Origin of the sequence: Idiomarina sp. 017G, from assembly GCF_004362265.1 — a bacterium.
In the GTDB taxonomy this organism is placed as follows: Bacteria; Pseudomonadota; Gammaproteobacteria; order Enterobacterales; family Alteromonadaceae; genus Idiomarina; species Idiomarina loihiensis.
Window position 1 is genome coordinate 919478 of record NZ_SNWT01000001.1, and the last position, 19068, is coordinate 938545.

Consider the following 19068-nt stretch of genomic DNA (forward strand, 5'->3'; position numbering starts at 1 on the left):
ATTACTCCGCAATGAACAACACAGAGGAATTCTAATTACCGTGGTTTTCGGGGGTAGATACAGAAACGGACTAAAAAGCTAGATCAGTCAGCAGAACGGCGAGCAATGTGCTCCCTCAGGTGGCGGCAAAGTTGTTGCAGAAGCTGTTTGTTAGCGTCGGTTAATTCAAATGAGGCATTCACCCGTAAACAATGATTAAACTCATCCTGTAACGCGAACAGTTTGCCCGGAGCCAGCGTAATATTTTTATCCAGCGCCTCCCGGTATAACACCGTGGTATCGACGCTGGCGTCAAACTCCAGCCACAAAAAATAACCGCCACTATGGTTATAGATTTTGGCAATGTCGCTTAGCTGCTGCTGCTGCAAAAACTCGTGCATTTTACGTTTTCGGGAAGCCAACGTTTTGCGTAATTCTTTAAGGTGCTTCTCGTAATTTTTTGTCGACAGATATTCCACTAAGGATAACTGAATAGGCGCGCTGGTCGCTAAGGTGCTCATTAGCTGACGTTTTTGTACTTCCAGTGCGCGGTTACCGGCGGCCACCCAGCCAATACGAAACCCGGCTACAAGCGATTTAGAAAATGATGAACACAGCATCACGTTATCGCTGTTATCAAACTGTTTTACCGCCAGCGGTGCCGTATCTCCTTCATACAACTCGCTGTACACATCGTCCTCAATTAAGACCACGTTGTACTTTTCCAGCAGTTGCGCCACCTGCTGCTTTTTTTCATTGCTTAGCGAATAGCCCACCGGGTTTTGAAAATTCGACATTAACCAGCAGGCCTTAACATCATAGCTCTGAAACGCCCGCTCCAGAGACGACATATCCAAACCATGCTCAGGATCAACCGCCACAGAAATAGCTTTAAGACCAAGCCGCTCTAAGGTCTGCATGGCGCCATAAAAAGCAGGTGCTTCAATCACCACCCAGTCGCCGGGTTGAGTCGCGGCCTGAAGACTCAAATTCAGCGCCTCCAGCGCCCCTGCGGTTATTACAATTTCATCGGGAGAAATATTCATACCCCGTGCCGCGTAACGCTTAGCAATTAGATGCCGCAACTCTTCGTTACCGGGTGGCAGGTTATCCAGCGCAGTCATTAAAGAAGACTGTTTTGCTGCTGAAACAACCGCCTTATTCAGTTGGTGACGCGGAGACAAAGAAGGGTCAGGATACGCAAAACCTAAACTTAACGTATGAACGTTACGAGACGCCTGCAGCACTTCAAATACAAAATCGTTCACACTAACAGCTTCAGTTGGCTGAATAGAATGAGACGGATTTTGAGGATATTTTACCGAGGCAGAAACGCTGTAGCCTGAACGCTCACGCGCCGCCAGAACGCCCTGAGACTCAAGCATTTGATAAGCGTGTAAAACCGTCATCAGGCTGTAACCGGACTGCTCCGCCTGTCTTCTTAAAGAAGGTAGCTTTTCACCGGGTAACCATATGCCTTTCTCAATTTGAAGCCTTAGCTGATTTGCCAGTAGCTCATACTTTTTCATGAAAATACTCTGATGAACCGAACGAGCTAAATAATAACAGATTATTGTTTTAACTGTTATAGAAAGCCCGTTACGGCAAAATCAAAGCAGCAAGGCTTTTACATCATCCGTTTTAGTGTTCCATCTTTTATAATAAACTGATGGATGAAAGCCATACCGATATGACCTGCAACTAGAAACAATAAGCCCCAGGCTATGTAAGAATGCAGATTACCAATGTTTATCAGCCAGCTAACTTCCTCACCTTTTGCAATAATTTCAAGGTTAAATGCACTCAGCCCATAACCGTTACCCACCATGTAGCAAATTCCGGTCACAGGCATCAATACCAACGCGGCATACAACAAACCGTGGCCGATTTTTGCCAGAACGCCAATAATAGACTCATGTTCGGGCCGGTTTCCCTTTTCTTTTGCTGTCCAACCTAAGCGTAAAACAATAAGTACCAATAGAAGGGAACCAATGGATATGTGCCAGGGAACCAGCGTTTCACCCACCCAGTGTTCACCATCGTTTATACGGTCAAAGAATTTTAGAAATTGCCAGCTAACCAGAATGGCCATCGACCAGTGGAAGAAGCGCGTTATAGAACCATAACGCGCTTTAGAGTCATTCATCATTTTTGAGTACCCATACTAATCAAATATCGCCTTAGGCTACCTATCTGATATTAGTATGAGAATGCACATTTTCTTAAAATATTTTTCAGAAAGCTAAAACTCTATGCAAATTTTGCCGAAGTGCTTGCCAGACTCCTCGTAACGGAATGCATCCGCTAATTCATCCAGAGCAAAAATTTTATCAATTACCGGCTTCACACCATTGGCTTCCAGGGCTCGCACAAAGTCTTTCTGATTGTCGCGACTGCCAACAATTAACCCCTGTAACTTGGCTTGCTTGGCCATTAATTTGGCGGTTGGAACTTCACCTTCGCTTCCAGTCAGCACACCAATTAACGCAATGTGCCCCGCTATCGCGACCGCGTTAATAGACTGCGGCAAGGTGCCAGGACCGCCAACTTCAATCACATGGTCGACACCACGGCCACCAGTTAATTTACGAACCGTTTTGCCCCATTCCGGGTCTTCTTTGTAGTTAATCAAATGATCCGCACCGAGCTCTTTATACTGCTGGAGTTTGTCGTCAGACGATGATGTCGCAAATACCGTTGCCCCCAGGCTTTTCGCTAATTGGCAGGCAAATACAGAAACACCACCACTGCCGAGCACCAGCACCGTATTGCCCGGTTTAATGCCACCGTCCACGACCAAAGCGCGCCAGGCCGTCAACCCCGCAGTCGTCAGCGTTGCCGATTCAGCATGGCTGTAGTTTTTAGGCTGATGAGTGAAAAACTGAGTCGGGCGCACGACAACTTCTCGGGCGTAGCCATCAATGCCATCACCCGGCGTATTGCGGAAGTCGCCGACTGGCGCCGGTCCACTTTGCCAATACGGGAAAAATGTAGAAACAACATTGTCGCCTACCGCGAATTCTTCCACTCCTTCGCCAACGGCTTCAACAACGCCTGCACCATCAGACATTGGAATGCGTCCATCTTCTGTTGGGATAAAACCGGCAGCTACGCCGTAGTCATGAAAATTAAGCGAACTTGCTTTAACTTTAACGCGAATTTCTCCCGGCCCGGGCTGGCCAGGGTCTTCCATTTCGGTTACTTGAATATTATCCAGGCCAAACGGTTTTTTGAGCCGTAGCGCTTTAATTTTCTCAGTCATGTTGGTAGTCCTTTAACTAGAGTGTGTATTCAATTGTAGTTCTTATGAGGGGTTATTGGATCAAAGCTAAGCTGTAAAATCCGAGAAAGCTCATTAACGGGAATTAAATTGATCTAACTACATTAGGTAACTCATGATGCCGACTATACTGAAAGTGCCGTTCGCAATACCACTAAGGGTATCAGCGAGAACAGCAAATATTTCTATTCAGTAAGGGAAGGAATCCGTAATGGCTAAAAAGACAATTGCGAAATTTGATATCTCGGCAACTGCACCAGAAGGTTTTGAGCATGAGCCTGACGCAGCAGGCGGTTTTTGGTGCCATAAACCGATTAACACTTTGCCACCGGGTGATTTTATATCGCCCTACTCGCGTCATAAAACCTTACCTACTCCGGGAGTCGAAAAGCGTAAAGCCTGGATAATTGGTGGCGGTGTCGGGGGGCTTGCTGCTGCATTTTATTTAATTCGCGATGGTCATATGCCCGCCGAAAATATCACTATTTTAGAAGAAATGAGTGTAGAAGGCGGCTCTATGGATGGTGCGGGTAACCCTGAAGACGGTTACATCATTCGCGGTGGTCGTGAAATGAACTGGAACTACGACACCCTCTGGGATCTATTCCAGGACATTCCTGCCCTTGAGCTTCCTGAAGGGTATTCTGTTCTCGATGAATACCGAATGATAAACGACAACGACCCGAATTATTCTAAGGCCCGTTTAATTAACAAGTCCGGCGAAATTCTTGACTCAGAAGACCTGGGGCTGAGTAAATCTCAGCAATGGGAACTTATCCGCTTAATGCTGAAAAGAAAGGAAGAGCTAGACGACACCAGCATTGAGGAATATTTCAGTGAAGGCTTTTTACAAAGCAACTTCTGGTTTTTATTCCGTACTATGTTTGCTTTTAAAAACTGCCACAGCCTGTTGGAAACCAAGCTCTATTTGCATCGTTTTCTGGACTCAATTGACGGCTTTGGTGACATGTCTGTTCTGCTTTTCCCTAAATACAATCAGTACGACACCTTTATAAAGCCACTGACCAATTTTCTGCGTGAAAAAGGAGTGAAATTTACCTTTGAAGCCAGAGTAGATGACCTTGATATGAGCTTTACCGGAGACAACAAGACGGTAACCGGAATTCAGGCCGTTGTTAAAGGTGAAGAGCAATATATTGAAGTTGGCAAGAATGATTTAGTGTTCGCCCTCACCGGATCAATGACTGAACAGACGGCTTATGCCGGTATGGATGATGCGCCGGAGATTAACTGTGAAAGGCATGACCCGGGTAGCGAAAGTGGCTGGAACTTATGGAAGAACCTCGCCAAGAAATCTCCTGTTTTCGGTAAGCCAGAAAAATTTTATGGTGACGTAGACAAGTCTATATGGGAGTCGGCCACCCTTACCTGCAAGCCCTCACCCCTTGTCGATAAACTGAAAACCTTATCAGTAAACAACCCATACTCCGGTCGAACCGTAACCGGCGGCATAGTGACTTTTACTGACTCTAACTGGCTGTTAAGCGTTACCTGTAATCGCCAACCTCACTTCCCCGACCAGCCAGACGATACCTTAGTTTTGTGGGTTTATGGTCTATTGATGGATAAGCAAGGCAACCGTATTAACAAAACCATGCCGGAATGTACCGGCAAAGAAATTCTGACCGAGCTTTGCCATCATCTGGGTATTGAAGAGCAGTTAGATGAGATTATAGCCAACACCAAAATACGCATTGCGCTTATGCCTTATATTACTGCCCAGTTTATGCCCAGAGCAGCGGGCGACAGACCCAGAGTAGTGCCTGACGGCTGCACCAATTTAGGCCTAGTGGGACAATTTGTAGAAACTCGCAATGACATAATATTCACCATGGAAGCCTCCATTCGCACCGCCCGTATTGGTGTGTATAAGCTGCTGAATATTCCCAAACAGGTGCCGGATATAAGCCCCACCCAATACGATATTCGCAACATCATAAAAGGTGCCAGAGCGCTCAATAGCAATAAGCCTTTTATTGGCGAGCGTATGTTGCATCGCTTACTCGACAAAACCTACTTTGCCCACATACTGCCGCCGCTGCCCGAACCGGAGGAGAAAAAGCAAACGCACTTTGAAGAAGAGCTAAGGGAACTGCTGGGTAAAGGCGGTGACTTAATACATAAATTTTCAAGCTGGGTTAACTCGCTGAGGGAGAATTTTTCGAGCAAAGATAAATAGCGGGTTAGGTTTTGTTTTTTGCACAAAAAAGCCGCTCGAATGAGCGGCTTCTTATATGGAATTGGTGGAGCTGTTTATAAAAGCCTTTTGTAAACAACCGATCGATCAGGAATACAAAAGGTTTAAGGAATGCGAGCGATAACTTTTATTTCAAAGTCAAAACCGGCTAACCAATTCACGCCTACTGCTGTCCAATTCGGGTAAGGAGGTGAGCTAAACATTTTTTGTTTTACTTTCATGATGGTATCGAACTGATTCTCCGGATCGGTATGAAAAGTTGTTACATCCACTAAATCATCTAGTGTGCAGCCCGCGGCGTTTAATGTCGCCTGCAGGTTTTCAAAAGCCAGTTCAACCTGACGTTCAAATTCAGGCTCAGGGCTACCGTTTTCACGACTTCCTACTTGTCCGGATACAAATAACAGATCGCCCGAGCGAATAGCTGCTGAGTAGCCGTGTTCTTCATAAAGTTTATGCCTGTTGGCAGGGAAAACTGCTTCGCGCTGGTTCATATTTCTTACCTCATTGAGTTAACAGTAGCTAATAGCCGCTAAAACTAGCTATCAGAACACCACAAATGGCAGCGATTTAGGTACAAAGCGTTACTAGATCACGTTAATATACGCCGTGTATGTAAACTACAATTATACGCATCGTATGTCAATTTAATATACAGAGCGTATATGAAAGTAAGGATAAACAATTGAACCAGCGCACAAAGACAATGGCAGAAAACCGTGCAAAGATTATTTCAGCAGCAAGAAAAGCCTTTGCTGAGAAAGGCTACACGTCGGCCTCGATGGATGAATTAACTGCTGAAGTCGGTTTAACAAGAGGAGCCTTGTATCACAACTTTGGTGACAAACGCGGACTTCTCGCTGCAGTTGTAGAGCAAATTGACACAGAAATGGCACTACGTGCGAAAGAAATTGGCTCACAGGCCGAGAATGTATGGGAAGGACTGCTTGCAGAAGGTGAAGCTTATATACGCATGGCACTTGATCCTGAAGTGCAACGTATTGTATTGCTTGATGGGCCGGCGGTGCTGGGAGACCCTTCACAATGGCCTAGCCAGAGCAATTGCCTCGAAGCGACCAGACAAACCGTAAGGGAACTGGTAGCTCAAGGCGTTATGAAGCAAGTTGACACGGAGGCAGCTGCCAGACTACTTAATGGCTCTGCACTCAATGCAGCCCTATGGATTGCTGCCAGCTCTACCCCTCAGGAGGTCACCCCAAAAGCAATCGAAGCATTTCGACTATTAGCGTCAGGACTAAAGAGATTGAGTCCTGACTTCTTTTAGCTATAAACGTCGCGCAACCCAGGCTCGTACAAGGCAGGCTTGATAAGTCTGGACTGCCAGTTCAAAGCCTCCTCTATGTATGAGATGTTTTATCTCTTCAGGAGGAAGAATTGCAACATCCTTTAACCAGGCAGAATGTATCTTATCTACCGTGTCAGATGACACATTTGAGCCATGTAGCATTTTGGCCCATAAATTAATTAGAGTACTGTATTCATTTGAGCCAACCATTTCTGATAAATCTGAACTGACTAAAATGCCACCGGGCTTTAAGCTTTTGGCAATTGACTGAAAAAAGGACACGCGATCCTCTTTATCCAAAAAGAACTGAGAGACCATGAGGCAAGTAGCTCCATCGCATGGTTCTAACCCTGAAAGCGAGTCCAGATAGCCTTCATGGAACACGCACCGTGAACTGAACCCTTCCTGCTCTGCTCGTTTTCGACAAATATCGAGCATTCCACCGGAAGGCTCCACCGCAATAAATCGCCAGTTAGGAAACCTTTTAGCCAGATAAGATATTTCAGTCCCGACCCCAGACCCCACACAGAGTATCCTCGCATTGTCAGGTAACCCAGAAAAAACCCATTGAAGTTGAAAGTAGATCCCTTCGTATACGGGAGCGAGTTTCATTTGTCGCTCTTCGTAACCAGTCGCTTGCTGATCAAAAGCTTCTTTAAGTTCGTCTTGATTCACACACCCTCCAGCCAACTCTTAATATCATGTAATATTTAAAGTATCATGAAGAATAGCATCAAGTATGTAACAATAAAAGTTACAAAATAGAACATAAAATAGATTCGAGAAAATATTGTGAGAAAAGACAGTCAGTTATCCCGAGCCCTGCATATATTAATACACCTTGGGCAGAAGCCTCATCCAGTAACATCCGAAACTATTTCAAAAATGCTGAAGACGAACCCGGTTGTAGTTCGGCGAATGATGGGAAGACTTCGTGAAAATGGGTATGTAACCTCAGTAAAAGGACATAACGGCGGATGGTCACTATCCCGATCATTGAGGGAGATAACGCTACTCGACATACACAAGGCTTTGGGTGACAAGAACCTATTTACTATTGGCTTTACTGAACCTGATTCCAAATGTTTGATAGAAAAAGCGGTTAACACACAGCTTGAGCAAACAATGAAAGATGCAGAAGCAGTGTTACTTGATAAGTTTGCAAAGGTTACTCTTAACGATTTAAATATCTCGGATTCAGAAAGCTAGAGGCTACTTTCAGCCAAGTGAAAGTAGCCAACCAAGCTTGATCTACTTTTAAAAAATTATAATTTCAGATTCTTGTCCAGAAACTGTTTTATAACGGGAATAATGACAGAGTGATGTGTTTCAAGCGCGAAGTGCCCAGTATCATACAGGTGGATTTCGGCATCAGGAATATCCCGTTTCCAGGCTTTAGCACCCTCTTGTAAGAAAAACGGGTCATTTTTCCCCCAGACAGCAAGAAGTGGTGGCTGATGCTTTCTAAAGTACGCCTGATATTCTGGGTATTGCTCTACATTAGAAGCATAGTCGAGCAGCAAATCGAGTTGAATATCCGCCATGCCAGGTTTAGATATGTGAAAACCTTCAAGTGTGTATCCATCCGGAGAAACCTTACTTAAGTCAGATACCCCTTCTTCATATTGCCACTTAATGGACTCGGGTGTAGGGAAATCGCTCAAAGCCTCCCGGTTCTCCTGCGTTGGGTTATTCCAATATTTTTTTATTGGTTTCCACCCATCAGCGAGGCCCTCTTCGTATGCATTACCGTTTTGAGAAACAATAGCAGTGATTTTTTCTGGATTATCAACAGCCAGCCTCCAGCCAACAGGTGCTCCATAATCATGCACTGCTAAAGCAAATTTCGTTAACTCCTTTTGCTCAATGAACTTTTCTACGGTTTCAGTTAAATTTGCAAATGTGTAACTGTATTCATCATCACCCGATACCTCTGTAAAGCCAAAGGCTGGTAAATCTAGTGCTACTACATGGTAATCATCGGCAAGCGCGTCTATAACGTCACGCCACATAAATGACGAAGCTGCAAACCCATGAAGCATCAATACTGTGGGATCATTTTCGTTACCCGCTTCGCGATAAAAGACTCTCACGTTATCTACCTGCTCATACTTAAAGGCTACCTCACTGGGTACTTTTACAACCTCACCGCCGGAAGCTCCGGCGGTTAAACTTGCAGCTAAAACTGTTGCAGGAATGGACTTCTTATTCATAAAACCTCCGTAACCATTAAAATACCACTTTGAAGGTTACGCAATGAAGTGATAACCTGTCAAATATAATTTTAAAGGTTACTATTCCGAGGTAGTTATTTATGGAGTCAGAGCAGTTTATATTTGTGGCTAACAATTTAGCTCTGGATTTTGTAAACACTGAGGTTGGGGTCGGCGAGCAATATTCAGACAAACTTGAAAGCGCAGAAAACGTACTTGAATGGCTTCATGCCGCTAGCCTCATCAGCGCAAAGCAGCCTGAAGCTTTACCTAATTTGTTACCTCTGGCGAAAGAGCTTCGCGCTGAAATGAACCAGACAATAGCTCACGCTAAAAAAGGAATAGGTTATGAAACGAAGTGCGCCAACTCTATTCTGAAAAAGGGGTCACCCTACCCACAGATAGCCTGGCAGGAAAATGAGAAAAAGTTTGTCATTAACTACCACCACGCAACACTCACGGTCGAAGCACTTTTGCAGCCAGTAGCTCATGCGTTTCTTCATTTGCTAACTGAGTTGGATTTCAGTTTAGTTAAACAGTGCGAGGCAGATGATTGCGTACTGATGTTTCATGACCAAACCAAGTCTCACAGACGGCGGTGGTGCAGCATGGCATTGTGTGGAAATCGCATGAAAGCGGCTGCTCATAGAAAAAGAAACCGAAGCGAAAATAAAAAACGCGAGTACTAGTGACATTAGTATGGCACGAAATAAAATTCGCGCTTCAGTTTAGTTTGCTTAAAAATTAAGGTATCTAGGGGTACGGATTTCAATCCTTAGCCCTGGATACACAACAACCCTAAGTTGTTCGTTAATTAAAGTACATTTTTACGCACGCTGATGAATTGTAATAATGCCCCTATTGCCGCGATGAGCGCAGCACCAGCAGGTAACGACCATATCGGCGGATTGAATGTTAAAGCCAGACCACCTACCGCAGCTCCGATAGCACTTCCTAGATACAAAGCTGATTCATTGAGGGCAACAGCGAGATTACCATCACCTTGTGATCCCCTAACGTGGAGCAACTGATTATTCTGTGGCACCTGCAAAGCCCAGCCGACAGCTCCCCAGATCAAGATTGGAACCATTGCCAACCATACACTCCAGAATGCAATTAACGGTAACACCGCTAGAGACAGAGCAAGGGTTAACATAATAAATAGAGTCATCCGAGGCCCTTTAATACGATCAGCCATGGGCCCTACCAGAAAACTTCCAGCAACACCACCGATACCCCACACCCAAAGAAAAGGAGTAATTGATTCCACCCCGCCGTACTCCGGAGCCGACATTAGAGGAACTAAAAAGGTGTACATTCCGAGACTGGCTATAGCTGCAAGTAATGATACGGACAGAATAACGGTTACCTGACCATCGACCAACACAGAAAGTTTCCGACGCAAAGGGATAAATTCAGCTCCGGATAAAACTGGCAGGCGCCAAAAAAGTCCAGTAAGCGAAATTCCCCCCAACAGTGTTACCAACCAAAATGCGGATGACCAACCTAATTGCTCTGCGAGAATAAGCCCGATAGGAACACCCAGAACGGTTCCCGCAGCCATCCCTCCCATAATCACCGCTATAGCTTTACCCCGTCCGGCAGGCGACAATGTTGCTGCGGCTGAAATCCCTACAGCAAGGTAAACACCCGAGCCAACTCCTGCTAACGCCCTAAATATAAGCAGCCACAAAAAGTCAGTCGACAATGCACTGGCGGCGTTCGAGATTACAAACAAGCCAAGGGCCGCCAATAGCCCATTTCGCTGTCGGTTCCCGGGCAATAAAGCAACAACAACTGGCGAGCCTATCCCGTAAGCGAGAGTGAAAGCTGTTACAAGCTGTGCAGCGACACCAGTAGATACACTAAACGCCTGCTCAATCATTGGAATAAGTCCCGCTGTAACGTAGGAAGCCATACCAAGCGCAAAAGCGCCTAATGCAATTAAGTAAACAGTGGGCGACACTGAGGATGTACTTTTGAAACTCATGGTAGATTCTCCGGTGAAGAAAAATGAGCATTCTACGAGCCGGTTTAAAGTGTTACAATTTAACTATTTATACTATTACTAAAAGCAACAGGAATGTGATGAGTAAACTAGAACGCAAGCGTCACGAACTTGCTACTTTCCTAAAATCACGGAGGGAGCGCCTATCTCCAACGCAAGTCGGTCTTCCCTGTGGAGGCCGTCGACGTACACCAGGGTTGCGGCGCGAAGAAGTTGCAGCGCTCTCGGGCGTAGGGCTGACTTGGTATACATGGCTTGAACAAGGGCGCGATATTAGTGCCTCCTCCTCTTTTCTCGATAATCTGGCACGAGCACTAAAACTGGATGCCGCTGAACGCAGGCACCTATTTTTGCTAGCCCATGGCCGACTACCGCCAGAACCGGGCAAGACCTTTTGTGAAGTTCCGCCTTTGATATTGAGGCTGATGAGAGATCTCTCACCTCACGCAGCCTATGTGCTCAACCTAAGATGGGACGTACTGGCCTTCAACAAGCAGGCGGATCTGCTTTTTGGCTTCAATCGTCACCCTCCGGGGCAACGCAACCTACTCTGGATGCTGTTCACGGATACCGTTCTCCGCGAGCGACTAGTAGATTGGGACAGTCAAGCCGTTCAAATGTTATCCAGCTTCAGACGCGATTACGCTCACGCAACGCAAGAAGCAGATATTCAGGCTCTGGTTACCAATTTACAAAAGGCTTCTCCTGACTTCAGCCAATGGTGGAATCGCCACGATGTCGACGCCCCATGTCAGGGCGTCAGGGATATGAAAATAGAAAATGAAACCGTGTCATTCGAGCACACTTCGATGACTGTCGATGCTGATCGCCATTTGCGATTGGTTGTTTATGCGCGGGGCTCGGCACAAGGAATAGCAATCAACGACCAGTTCTCCGCAACCTCTTGAGCTGTTGAGGCCTTAGTCGCTCGAAGATTTCTAGGATAGTCGATATCTTTGGCCTCCATGGCTTTAGTCGCATGAAACTGGCCATTCGCGGCGCGAAGTATCCATCCACCTTCATAGCATTCCTTGGATGCTAGATACGCGACCCCTGGCGCCACATCGGCTGGGCGTAGTTCGTCAGGTTCTCCCTCTATACCCCACATACGTGTTTTGGCGACTGGAGAAACCGCATTAACGATAATGCCGTCCTTTTCACCTTCAGAAGCAAGGACATTCATCAGCCCCACTACAGCCATTTTGGCCGCTGCGTATGACGCAAGGCCATTCTGAACGTATTGCGGATAGAGAGCCCGGCAAGAGGTCGTCACAACGATCCGACCATATCCTGCGCCTTTCATTGAGGGCCACGCCGTCTGTGCGAGCCATAGAGGAGCCTTGGCCGAAATAGCCATCATATGATCAAAAGAACTTTCCTCTATCAACTCAATATTTTCATAAGCAACCCAACCCGCGTTATGGATCAAAGCATCTAGTCGTCCGCCAATTTTCAAAGCGTCCTTACAAAGTTTATGGCAGCCTTCACGCGATCCTATTTCTCCGAGGAGTGCTTGTGCATTCAACCCTTCCAATCTCAGCTTTTCTGCCGCAGCCTCTGCGACATTTGGATCAGCTCCATTGCCGTCGGAGTCGGCCCCGATATCCTGGATCAGAACCATCGCACCAAGCTGAGCGATGGTTCTGGCATAAGAGAAACCAAGCCCTTGGCCAGCTCCGGTTATTAATACTACTTGATCATTGAAATCTACCATCTCGTTCCCTTCGTTCACGAATGTGATTGAGGAAATAGAATAAAATTGATCTAACGATATAAAAAATACTATTTTTAATTACAGATAATATATTTAGAGTATTAAAAATATGATGTTCAAATGAATCTTCGTGAGGACAAGAATGGCGATAAGTACCAGAACACGGATTACTTTACGTGCAATGGAGCAATTTATTGCAGTAGCAGAAGAATTACACTTTCACCGTGCTGCAGAACGACTGAATATGTCACAGCCTCCTCTTACCAGTGCTATACGTAAGCTGGAGGATGATATTGGTGTTACATTGATTGAGCGAGGGAAACGCGTACTTGGATTAACTCCTGCGGGAAAGAACTTTATTGATGAAGCACGTGAAACTCTTAGGCAAGCAGAACAAGTCGTCACGGCCACACAAGATGCAGCTGCCGGACGAACAGGTTTAGTGCGTCTGGGTTATGTGGGAAGCTCACTTTATGGGAGATTACCTGATGTCATTCGTGATTTTCGGCAGAGTCATCCGGACGTACGTCTTGAGCTGAAAGAGGCAACTACCGCAGCGCAGGTCGCAGCACTACGCAATAACGCATTAGATGTTGGCATTTTGATTCCACCTCTTGTGAATGCTGAAGATATTGAACAGATACCATTTGACTCCGATCGCTTGTGCTTAGCTATTCCGAAAGAGCATCCCCTCAATAAACGGTCAAATTTGACACTGACTGACCTTTCAGAAGAGCCTTTCATATTATGGCCAATGGTTGAGGGGCGCGGCTTTCATTTACAGGTTATTCGACTATGTGCAAACGTTGGTTTTGTGCCGACGGTTACTCAGGAGGCTCACGGGATGCACGCGGTACTGTCGTTAGTGTCTGTTGGAGCAGGAGTATCCGTGGTCCCTCAAAGTATGAGTGGCTTTCGAGGAGACCAGATAAGCTATCATCCATTAACGGGTTCTGAACCCGAATTCGATTTGACCCTAAGTCACCGCCACTTATCGCCATCAGCAAAGGCATTCGTCCGCTCTATTGGAGTAAGAAGCGTACGTTCAGGGCAACCTTAATGCGGCTAAGGAAGCCCGGAAGATAGTGGAAGGTACTTTGGAAGATTAAGGGGTTATGCCTAAATCAGAACCAACGCTATCACTCTTCAACAATGAGTCCGTAGTTGAAAGACTAAGTTCTGATGCAAGACATTCTGCCCGGTCTTTTGCGTTGGCTACCGACACACGGTGTCTATCATCACCAAACTCTTGGTATTCAGAGACTATTTCATACATTGTATCCACGCCTAAATATTTGCTCAGTGTTCGTAGGTGTGGTGCCAGGTGACCAGAACCTTCTCTTACTCCTCCCTTTTCAAAACCAAACTCGCCGCTGGAAGTCACTGTTATCAATGTCTTACCTGAAAGTATAGGCTGCAAAGGAAAATCCCCTCGTGAAAGATCAAAATCAAAGGTTTTGTTTATCCGCACAATTTGATCAAACCAAGCTTTTAGCTGCGCCGGCATTCCGTAGTTATACATGGGTGATGAAATTACGATAACGTCGGCTGCTGACACTTCATCTATCAGTTTATCTGATAACGCCAGTCTCTCTTTCTGCTCTGGAGTCCTTTTATCATCGGGGGTAAACACCGCACCAACCCAATCCTGATTAATAAAATCCGGCGGGTTCACTCCAACATCACGATAAATATACTCATCTTGAGGCCGATGCTGTTTCCATGTCTCAATAAATCGTAGAGCGATACTCTTCGATATAGAATTGTGGTCTGGATTCGTGTTGCTTACGGCTCTCACGCTTGAATCTATATGTAATAACGTGCTCATGTTCATTACCTTAGTTGCTGAATAACAGGAGCTATTTTGTGAGTCTGAGCAGAGTAAGACAAACGAGAAAAATACATTTATAGATGAATTTAACTCATCTATACTATTTACTAAGTTGATTACTGGCCAGGGGATAACATTGCAGGTTTCGCTACAAGCACTTAAAGCCTTTGAAGCGGCAGCCCGTCGGGGAAGTTTCAAGTTGGCTGCAGAAGAGCTTTCGCTGACACCAACAGCCATCTCTCACCACATTAGCAATCTGGAAGGTCGGTTAAATGTAAACTTGTTTCACCGACAAGGAAGGCGAATAGCGTTAACCGGGGCTGGTAGAAGATTAGCTGAAGCGACCTCTGACGGATTCCGGAAAATTGAAAATTCTCTGGAAGAGCTGCTAACCGCCGGCAATACAGTTAGAGTAACAACAACATCATCATTAGCTGCTATGGTGCTTATTCCTTCGCAGAATGAATTTGAGCAAATCAACCCTGGTATTTCTGTCGAAATATCTACCGGTGAGTCGGTCGACAATCAGTCCTACATTATTCCAATTCGTTTTGGTGATTCTACAGCCATTGAGCCGTCAGATGTCATTAAATCCGAATCCTTCAATGTTTTCGGTGCTTCTGGAATGAAGCCCCCTTCCTGGTCAAATGAGCCCATTACCCTTTTTACCACTGAATGGAAAAATAAAGCGTTACCAGACTCGCCTTTAGAGGCCTGGTTAGCAATGAATGGACTGGAAGGGTCGAATATTAAACTCAAAAAATTTGACCAGGAGCTGTTCGGGATCCAGCAGGCTATGGCAGAAAATGGACTGGTATTCTGCTCTACGACGCTTACAAAACGGTTGCTAAACGCTAACCTTCTCCAGCAATTTAAAACCCAGCCGGTAGAATCTGATTTGTGCTATTACGTACCAAATAAAAGAAGCTTCGAAACCAGAAGTGCCGTTCCGTTTTTAGATTGGATTGAGGGGCTTTTAAGCCCTTAACCCATAATGCAAAGGAGCACGTAGCAATAAAAAACGACAGAAACGACACGAAAATTATTCAGAAACTTAACTGTGTGGAATTTTATATGACTCTCGGCAACTCCAATTCGCTCGCTGAGAACTCAGTTGATATACTGAAAAACTAATCCGATAAATCTAAAACGTGGACGCTACTCAAAATGAATAGCTTTGTGGTCATCGCAACATTTTTTACCGCATTAACAGCAGCCATTTCATGCGCGGTAGCCTGGCGCCAGCATGCATGGAATAAAAGAAACTACTTAGCAAGTGTGAAACCCTATTTATCAGACTTCCTTGATGAAAAAACAAACCCGCTAATATTTTCCTACACGCTTACCAATAAAGGGTTGGGCCCTGCTTTAATTCAAAGCTTCGAGATGACTTGGGATGGAAAAGCCATAACGATGAAAGAGCTTCAATCCAAACTAGAGGAAAAGCTCGGTAAAAGATTCGGCGTACAAGTTGGTGAGTTTTCTGAACACTTTGCTATAGCAGCAAATGAGAGCTTTTTAGTAATCAGTTTCTGGCAGTTAGAAGATGACAAAAATCTACAATTTTTGGTCTCGCCGGATAGCATAAAAGAAGTAAGACAAGATTTGCTCAAGTTCTGCCGCTTAAAAGTTAGCTATAAGTCTTTCCTATCAAATGAAGTACAAGTCTTTGAAACAACTTTGCTTGAAAGCCTGGCTGACGAAGTGAAGAAAAACAGTGCCGCATAAATAATGTCAGTGCCGATCCATACATTTTTCATCACAACACGGAATGTTTATGTTCTCACTAATAGTAAATGGCCAGGATAAAACCCGACAAATAGCTGATTGGAAAATATTTAAAGGTTCAGAGGGACAGTTCGTTCTTAAGTGCATCTTTCGCTCTGATAAAGCCTTCTTTCGTTCTCTAGAAGAATGTGAGATCACTCCTACTGAAGAAGTCAAAGACAAGCTTCTTATAACAAAGAATGGCTCCAAAGTAAGTACTATCGAGAGTGCGTTAATCTACGCTAATAAATATGCCATTGTTCACTACCCTGGCTCATCAGAGCCATATCTAATGAAGATGGACGCTATCGAATTTACTGATACGGCCAACATCAAAAACGGCACCGTCTTTAATTATTTTACCTCAGTAACCAATGCTCGAATGAACCTAGCTCCCTCGGGAGAAGAGCGGGATATTGCCGAGAACATAGCTAAGCAACTAGAAAAAATAGAACCTTATCCAGAAACTGCTCTATTCTCTTATTGCACAGGAAAAAGTCAACAAAGGGCCAAGCCGAACGGTCTAGTATACCCGTTCGGAATTAACTTAAGTCAGCAACAAGCTGTCCAGCAGGCTTTTTGCTCTCAAGTCAGTATTATTGAGGGGCCGCCTGGTACAGGGAAAACACAAACAATACTAAATATTCTCGCTAATATCGCTTTACGAGGGGAAAAGGCAGCCATTCTTTCCAATAACAATCCTGCAGTAGAGAACGTTTACGAAAAGTTAGAAAAAAGTAGTTTAGGTTACTTAGCTGCCAAATTAGGTAGTGTTCAGAATCGAAAAGACTTCTTCGCAAGTTTACCTATGAAGCCAAAGGAAAAACCTAACCAGGCTAAGCCACTTGAAGATATAACAAGCCAAATACAACGACTAGAGCAGCTTCTCAGCGCTCAAAATGAAGCATCTAAGCTACGAAGCCAAATCAGTGAATTAAAAATCGAGCGCAAACGTTTGTTAGGTTGGCAGGACAAAAGTATTCATAAGCCGATAATGCAACCGAACAAATATAAGCTGTCTCCACAAAAAATAACGGACTTTATCGCTTACCTTACCGATATTTCTGAAAAGCGCATTACGCTATGGAATCGGCTCGAACTATGGCTACATTTCCGTATTCTCAGAACCAAACTCTTTAATACATGGGAGAAGCGAAAAAGCGTCATTCATGCGCTTCAGCTTCTTTATTACGACTACGCCTTACAAGAGAAAACAGCAGCATTAAAAACGCAAGAAGAAATACTTGAGCAGAGTAACTTTAAGGTTTTGCTCGAAACAGTTACTAATTCCTCAATGGCGTACCTGAAAAGCTCACTATTTGATCAAGTATCATCCCATGAAGACTTTGATTCAGAAAATTACCGTCAAAATTTTCATCAATTTTTGCAGCGTTTTCCTATAATGGGTAGCAGTACTCATTCGATTATAAACTCTCTCGATCAAGGAACGATCCTAGATTTTGCCATCATCGATGAAGCTTCTCAGCAAGATATTATTCCTGGGATACTAGCTTTAGGATGCGCGAGAAACGTGATCATTGTAGGTGACCGAAAACAGCTTCCACATATTCCTAATCAGACGGGAATACTACCGCCAAGTGACATGTATGACTGTGAAAAACACAGCTTGCTTGAATCTTTTACTCGAGTGTTCAGCGGATCCATTCCAATAACTTTGCTTAAAGAGCATTATCGGTGTCACCCTAAGATCATTCAGTTCTGTAACCAACAGTTCTATAATAATGAACTCATTCCAATGAGGGACGACACCGCTAAAAATCCTCTGGAGCTTATCGTCACAGCTAAAGGCAATCACGCACGAGGTTACTCTAACAAAAGAGAGTTAGAATCACTCATTAAAGTTCAGACTGAAAATGAAGGAGCGGGATGGGACGAAAGGAATAGTAAAGGGTTCATAGCACCATACAATGCACAAGTTAACCTATCTCGCTCTCACTTACCGACAGACTTTGTTAGAAAGACAACGCATAAATTTCAAGGACGCGAGTGTGATGAGATTGTGTTTTCGACCGTCTTAGATAAAAAGCTAAGCAATCAAAGTGAACGTAAGATTACGTTCGTCGACAACCCTAACCTTGTCAACGTTGCCGTTTCTCGTGCTAAAGAGAAGTTTACTCTAGTCACTGGCGACAATGTTTTTACTGCTGGTAACAGCAGTATCGCCGCATTAGTTCGTTATATGGAGTATTACGGTGATCAATCAAGTATATATCACGCGCCTGTTATTTCTTCCTTCGATTTACTGTATGACGAGTACGATCGGTCACTAGAAAAGCTAAGAACAAAATTAAGACCTGAAGACTCACAGTACAAGTCAGAACAAATCGTTGCTCAAGAACTGCGTCAGTTGTTATCCGACGAAAAGTATAGAGAGTTTACGTTTCATGCTGAGGTTGCGCTCATCCAGTTAGTCTCTCCCAACTTAGAGGACCTGACTCAAGCCGAGCTCACATTCATGAGGAATCTATCGAGATGTGACTTCGTTTTCTATTACAGAGTTGGCAAGCAACCATTAGCTGTTATTGAGGTTGATGGTGGACACCATAACACTCCGGAGCAAAAGCGCCGAGACGCGCTTAAAAATAGTATTTTAGAGAAAGCTGGACTCCCCCTACTTCGTTTGAATACAGATGAAGCCCATGTCTCTAGAAATATAAGCTCTTTTCTTGATACTTTAAGGCAAGCCTGTGATAAGCCGAACGATCTCGAACTCACCGGCTAAGTCAGTTAA

At 44.7% G+C, this 19068-nt stretch carries 18 protein-coding genes; 9 read left to right on the forward strand and 9 right to left on the reverse strand.

Features of this window, described 5'->3' with window-relative positions; translation table 11 throughout:
* Positions 1-83: 83 nt before the first annotated feature.
* The 3 genes from DEU30_RS04505 to DEU30_RS04515 all read right to left on the reverse strand — a co-directional run bounded on the left by DEU30_RS04505 (position 84) and on the right by DEU30_RS04515 (position 3241).
* Positions 84-1508: a PLP-dependent aminotransferase family protein gene (locus tag DEU30_RS04505; protein ID WP_114981148.1), complete on the reverse strand. Its 1425-nt coding sequence runs from the start codon at positions 1506-1508 to the stop codon at positions 84-86.
* A gap of 98 nt (positions 1509-1606) precedes the next feature.
* Positions 1607-2128, reverse strand: a complete 522-nt coding sequence (locus DEU30_RS04510) for a cytochrome b/b6 domain-containing protein (protein WP_114981147.1) — start codon at positions 2126-2128, stop codon at positions 1607-1609.
* Between the two features lie 93 nt (positions 2129-2221).
* Positions 2222-3241, reverse strand: a complete 1020-nt coding sequence (locus DEU30_RS04515) for an NAD(P)-dependent alcohol dehydrogenase (RefSeq protein ID WP_114981145.1) — start codon at positions 3239-3241, stop codon at positions 2222-2224.
* Between the two features lie 229 nt (positions 3242-3470).
* Here DEU30_RS04515 and DEU30_RS04520 point away from each other — a divergent pair, with 229 nt between their 5' ends.
* Positions 3471-5459: an oleate hydratase gene (locus DEU30_RS04520; RefSeq protein ID WP_114981143.1), complete on the forward strand. Its 1989-nt coding sequence runs from the start codon at positions 3471-3473 to the stop codon at positions 5457-5459.
* Positions 5460-5581: 122 nt separating this feature from the next.
* Here the strand turns inward: DEU30_RS04520 and DEU30_RS04525 are convergent, their stop codons facing one another.
* Positions 5582-5971, reverse strand: coding sequence for a RidA family protein (locus DEU30_RS04525; RefSeq protein WP_011234840.1), 390 nt, complete (start codon positions 5969-5971; stop codon positions 5582-5584).
* 191 nt (positions 5972-6162) lie between these two features.
* On the opposite strand from DEU30_RS04525, the gene DEU30_RS04530 reads away from it, so the two are divergent.
* The gene (locus DEU30_RS04530; protein ID WP_011234841.1) at positions 6163-6762 is read left to right on the forward strand and encodes a TetR/AcrR family transcriptional regulator; all 600 of its coding nucleotides are present in this window, start codon (positions 6163-6165) and stop codon (positions 6760-6762) included.
* Here the strand turns inward: DEU30_RS04530 and DEU30_RS04535 are convergent, their stop codons facing one another.
* The gene (locus DEU30_RS04535) at positions 6763-7458 is read right to left on the reverse strand and encodes a class I SAM-dependent methyltransferase (protein ID WP_011234842.1); all 696 of its coding nucleotides are present in this window, start codon (positions 7456-7458) and stop codon (positions 6763-6765) included.
* 117 nt (positions 7459-7575) lie between these two features.
* On the opposite strand from DEU30_RS04535, the gene DEU30_RS04540 reads away from it, so the two are divergent.
* Positions 7576-7992, forward strand: coding sequence for an Rrf2 family transcriptional regulator (locus tag DEU30_RS04540; RefSeq protein ID WP_011234843.1), 417 nt, complete (start codon positions 7576-7578; stop codon positions 7990-7992).
* A 56-nt stretch (positions 7993-8048) separates the two neighbouring features.
* Here the strand turns inward: DEU30_RS04540 and DEU30_RS04545 are convergent, their stop codons facing one another.
* Positions 8049-8996, reverse strand: coding sequence for an alpha/beta hydrolase (locus DEU30_RS04545; RefSeq protein ID WP_011234844.1), 948 nt, complete (start codon positions 8994-8996; stop codon positions 8049-8051).
* 101 nt (positions 8997-9097) lie between these two features.
* Between DEU30_RS04545 and DEU30_RS04550 the strand changes: the two genes are divergently transcribed.
* Positions 9098-9685: an ABATE domain-containing protein gene (locus DEU30_RS04550; RefSeq protein ID WP_011234845.1), complete on the forward strand. Its 588-nt coding sequence runs from the start codon at positions 9098-9100 to the stop codon at positions 9683-9685.
* Between the two features lie 125 nt (positions 9686-9810).
* On the opposite strand, the gene DEU30_RS04555 is transcribed toward DEU30_RS04550, so the two are convergent.
* Entirely contained in the window at positions 9811-10986 is a 1176-nt protein-coding gene (locus DEU30_RS04555; RefSeq protein WP_011234846.1) for an MFS transporter, read from the reverse strand.
* A gap of 98 nt (positions 10987-11084) precedes the next feature.
* On the opposite strand from DEU30_RS04555, the gene DEU30_RS04560 reads away from it, so the two are divergent.
* Positions 11085-11912 (forward strand): helix-turn-helix transcriptional regulator, encoded by an 828-nt coding sequence (locus DEU30_RS04560; RefSeq protein ID WP_011234847.1) that lies wholly within the window; start codon positions 11085-11087, stop codon positions 11910-11912.
* On the opposite strand, the gene DEU30_RS04565 is transcribed toward DEU30_RS04560, so the two are convergent.
* The gene (locus DEU30_RS04565) at positions 11852-12718 is read right to left on the reverse strand and encodes an SDR family NAD(P)-dependent oxidoreductase (RefSeq protein WP_011234848.1); all 867 of its coding nucleotides are present in this window, start codon (positions 12716-12718) and stop codon (positions 11852-11854) included. The two genes, DEU30_RS04560 and DEU30_RS04565, sit on opposite strands and share 61 nt — an antisense overlap.
* Before the next feature lie 142 nt (positions 12719-12860).
* Here DEU30_RS04565 and DEU30_RS04570 point away from each other — a divergent pair, with 142 nt between their 5' ends.
* A complete protein-coding gene (locus tag DEU30_RS04570) occupies positions 12861-13778 on the forward strand; it encodes a LysR family transcriptional regulator (RefSeq protein ID WP_011234849.1) in 918 nt (305 codons plus the stop codon).
* Positions 13779-13823: 45 nt separating this feature from the next.
* Here DEU30_RS04570 and DEU30_RS04575 read toward each other — a convergent pair whose 3' ends face one another.
* Entirely contained in the window at positions 13824-14546 is a 723-nt protein-coding gene (locus DEU30_RS04575) for an NAD(P)H-dependent oxidoreductase (protein ID WP_011234850.1), read from the reverse strand.
* 139 nt (positions 14547-14685) lie between these two features.
* Here DEU30_RS04575 and DEU30_RS04580 point away from each other — a divergent pair, with 139 nt between their 5' ends.
* The 3 genes from DEU30_RS04580 to DEU30_RS04590 all read left to right on the forward strand — a co-directional run bounded on the left by DEU30_RS04580 (position 14686) and on the right by DEU30_RS04590 (position 19059).
* A complete protein-coding gene (locus tag DEU30_RS04580; RefSeq protein ID WP_011234851.1) occupies positions 14686-15537 on the forward strand; it encodes a LysR family transcriptional regulator in 852 nt (283 codons plus the stop codon).
* Between the two features lie 179 nt (positions 15538-15716).
* Positions 15717-16277, forward strand: coding sequence for a hypothetical protein (locus tag DEU30_RS04585; protein ID WP_011234852.1), 561 nt, complete (start codon positions 15717-15719; stop codon positions 16275-16277).
* A gap of 49 nt (positions 16278-16326) precedes the next feature.
* Positions 16327-19059 (forward strand): AAA domain-containing protein, encoded by a 2733-nt coding sequence (locus tag DEU30_RS04590; protein ID WP_011234853.1) that lies wholly within the window; start codon positions 16327-16329, stop codon positions 19057-19059.
* The last annotated feature ends 9 nt before the right edge of the window (positions 19060-19068 follow it).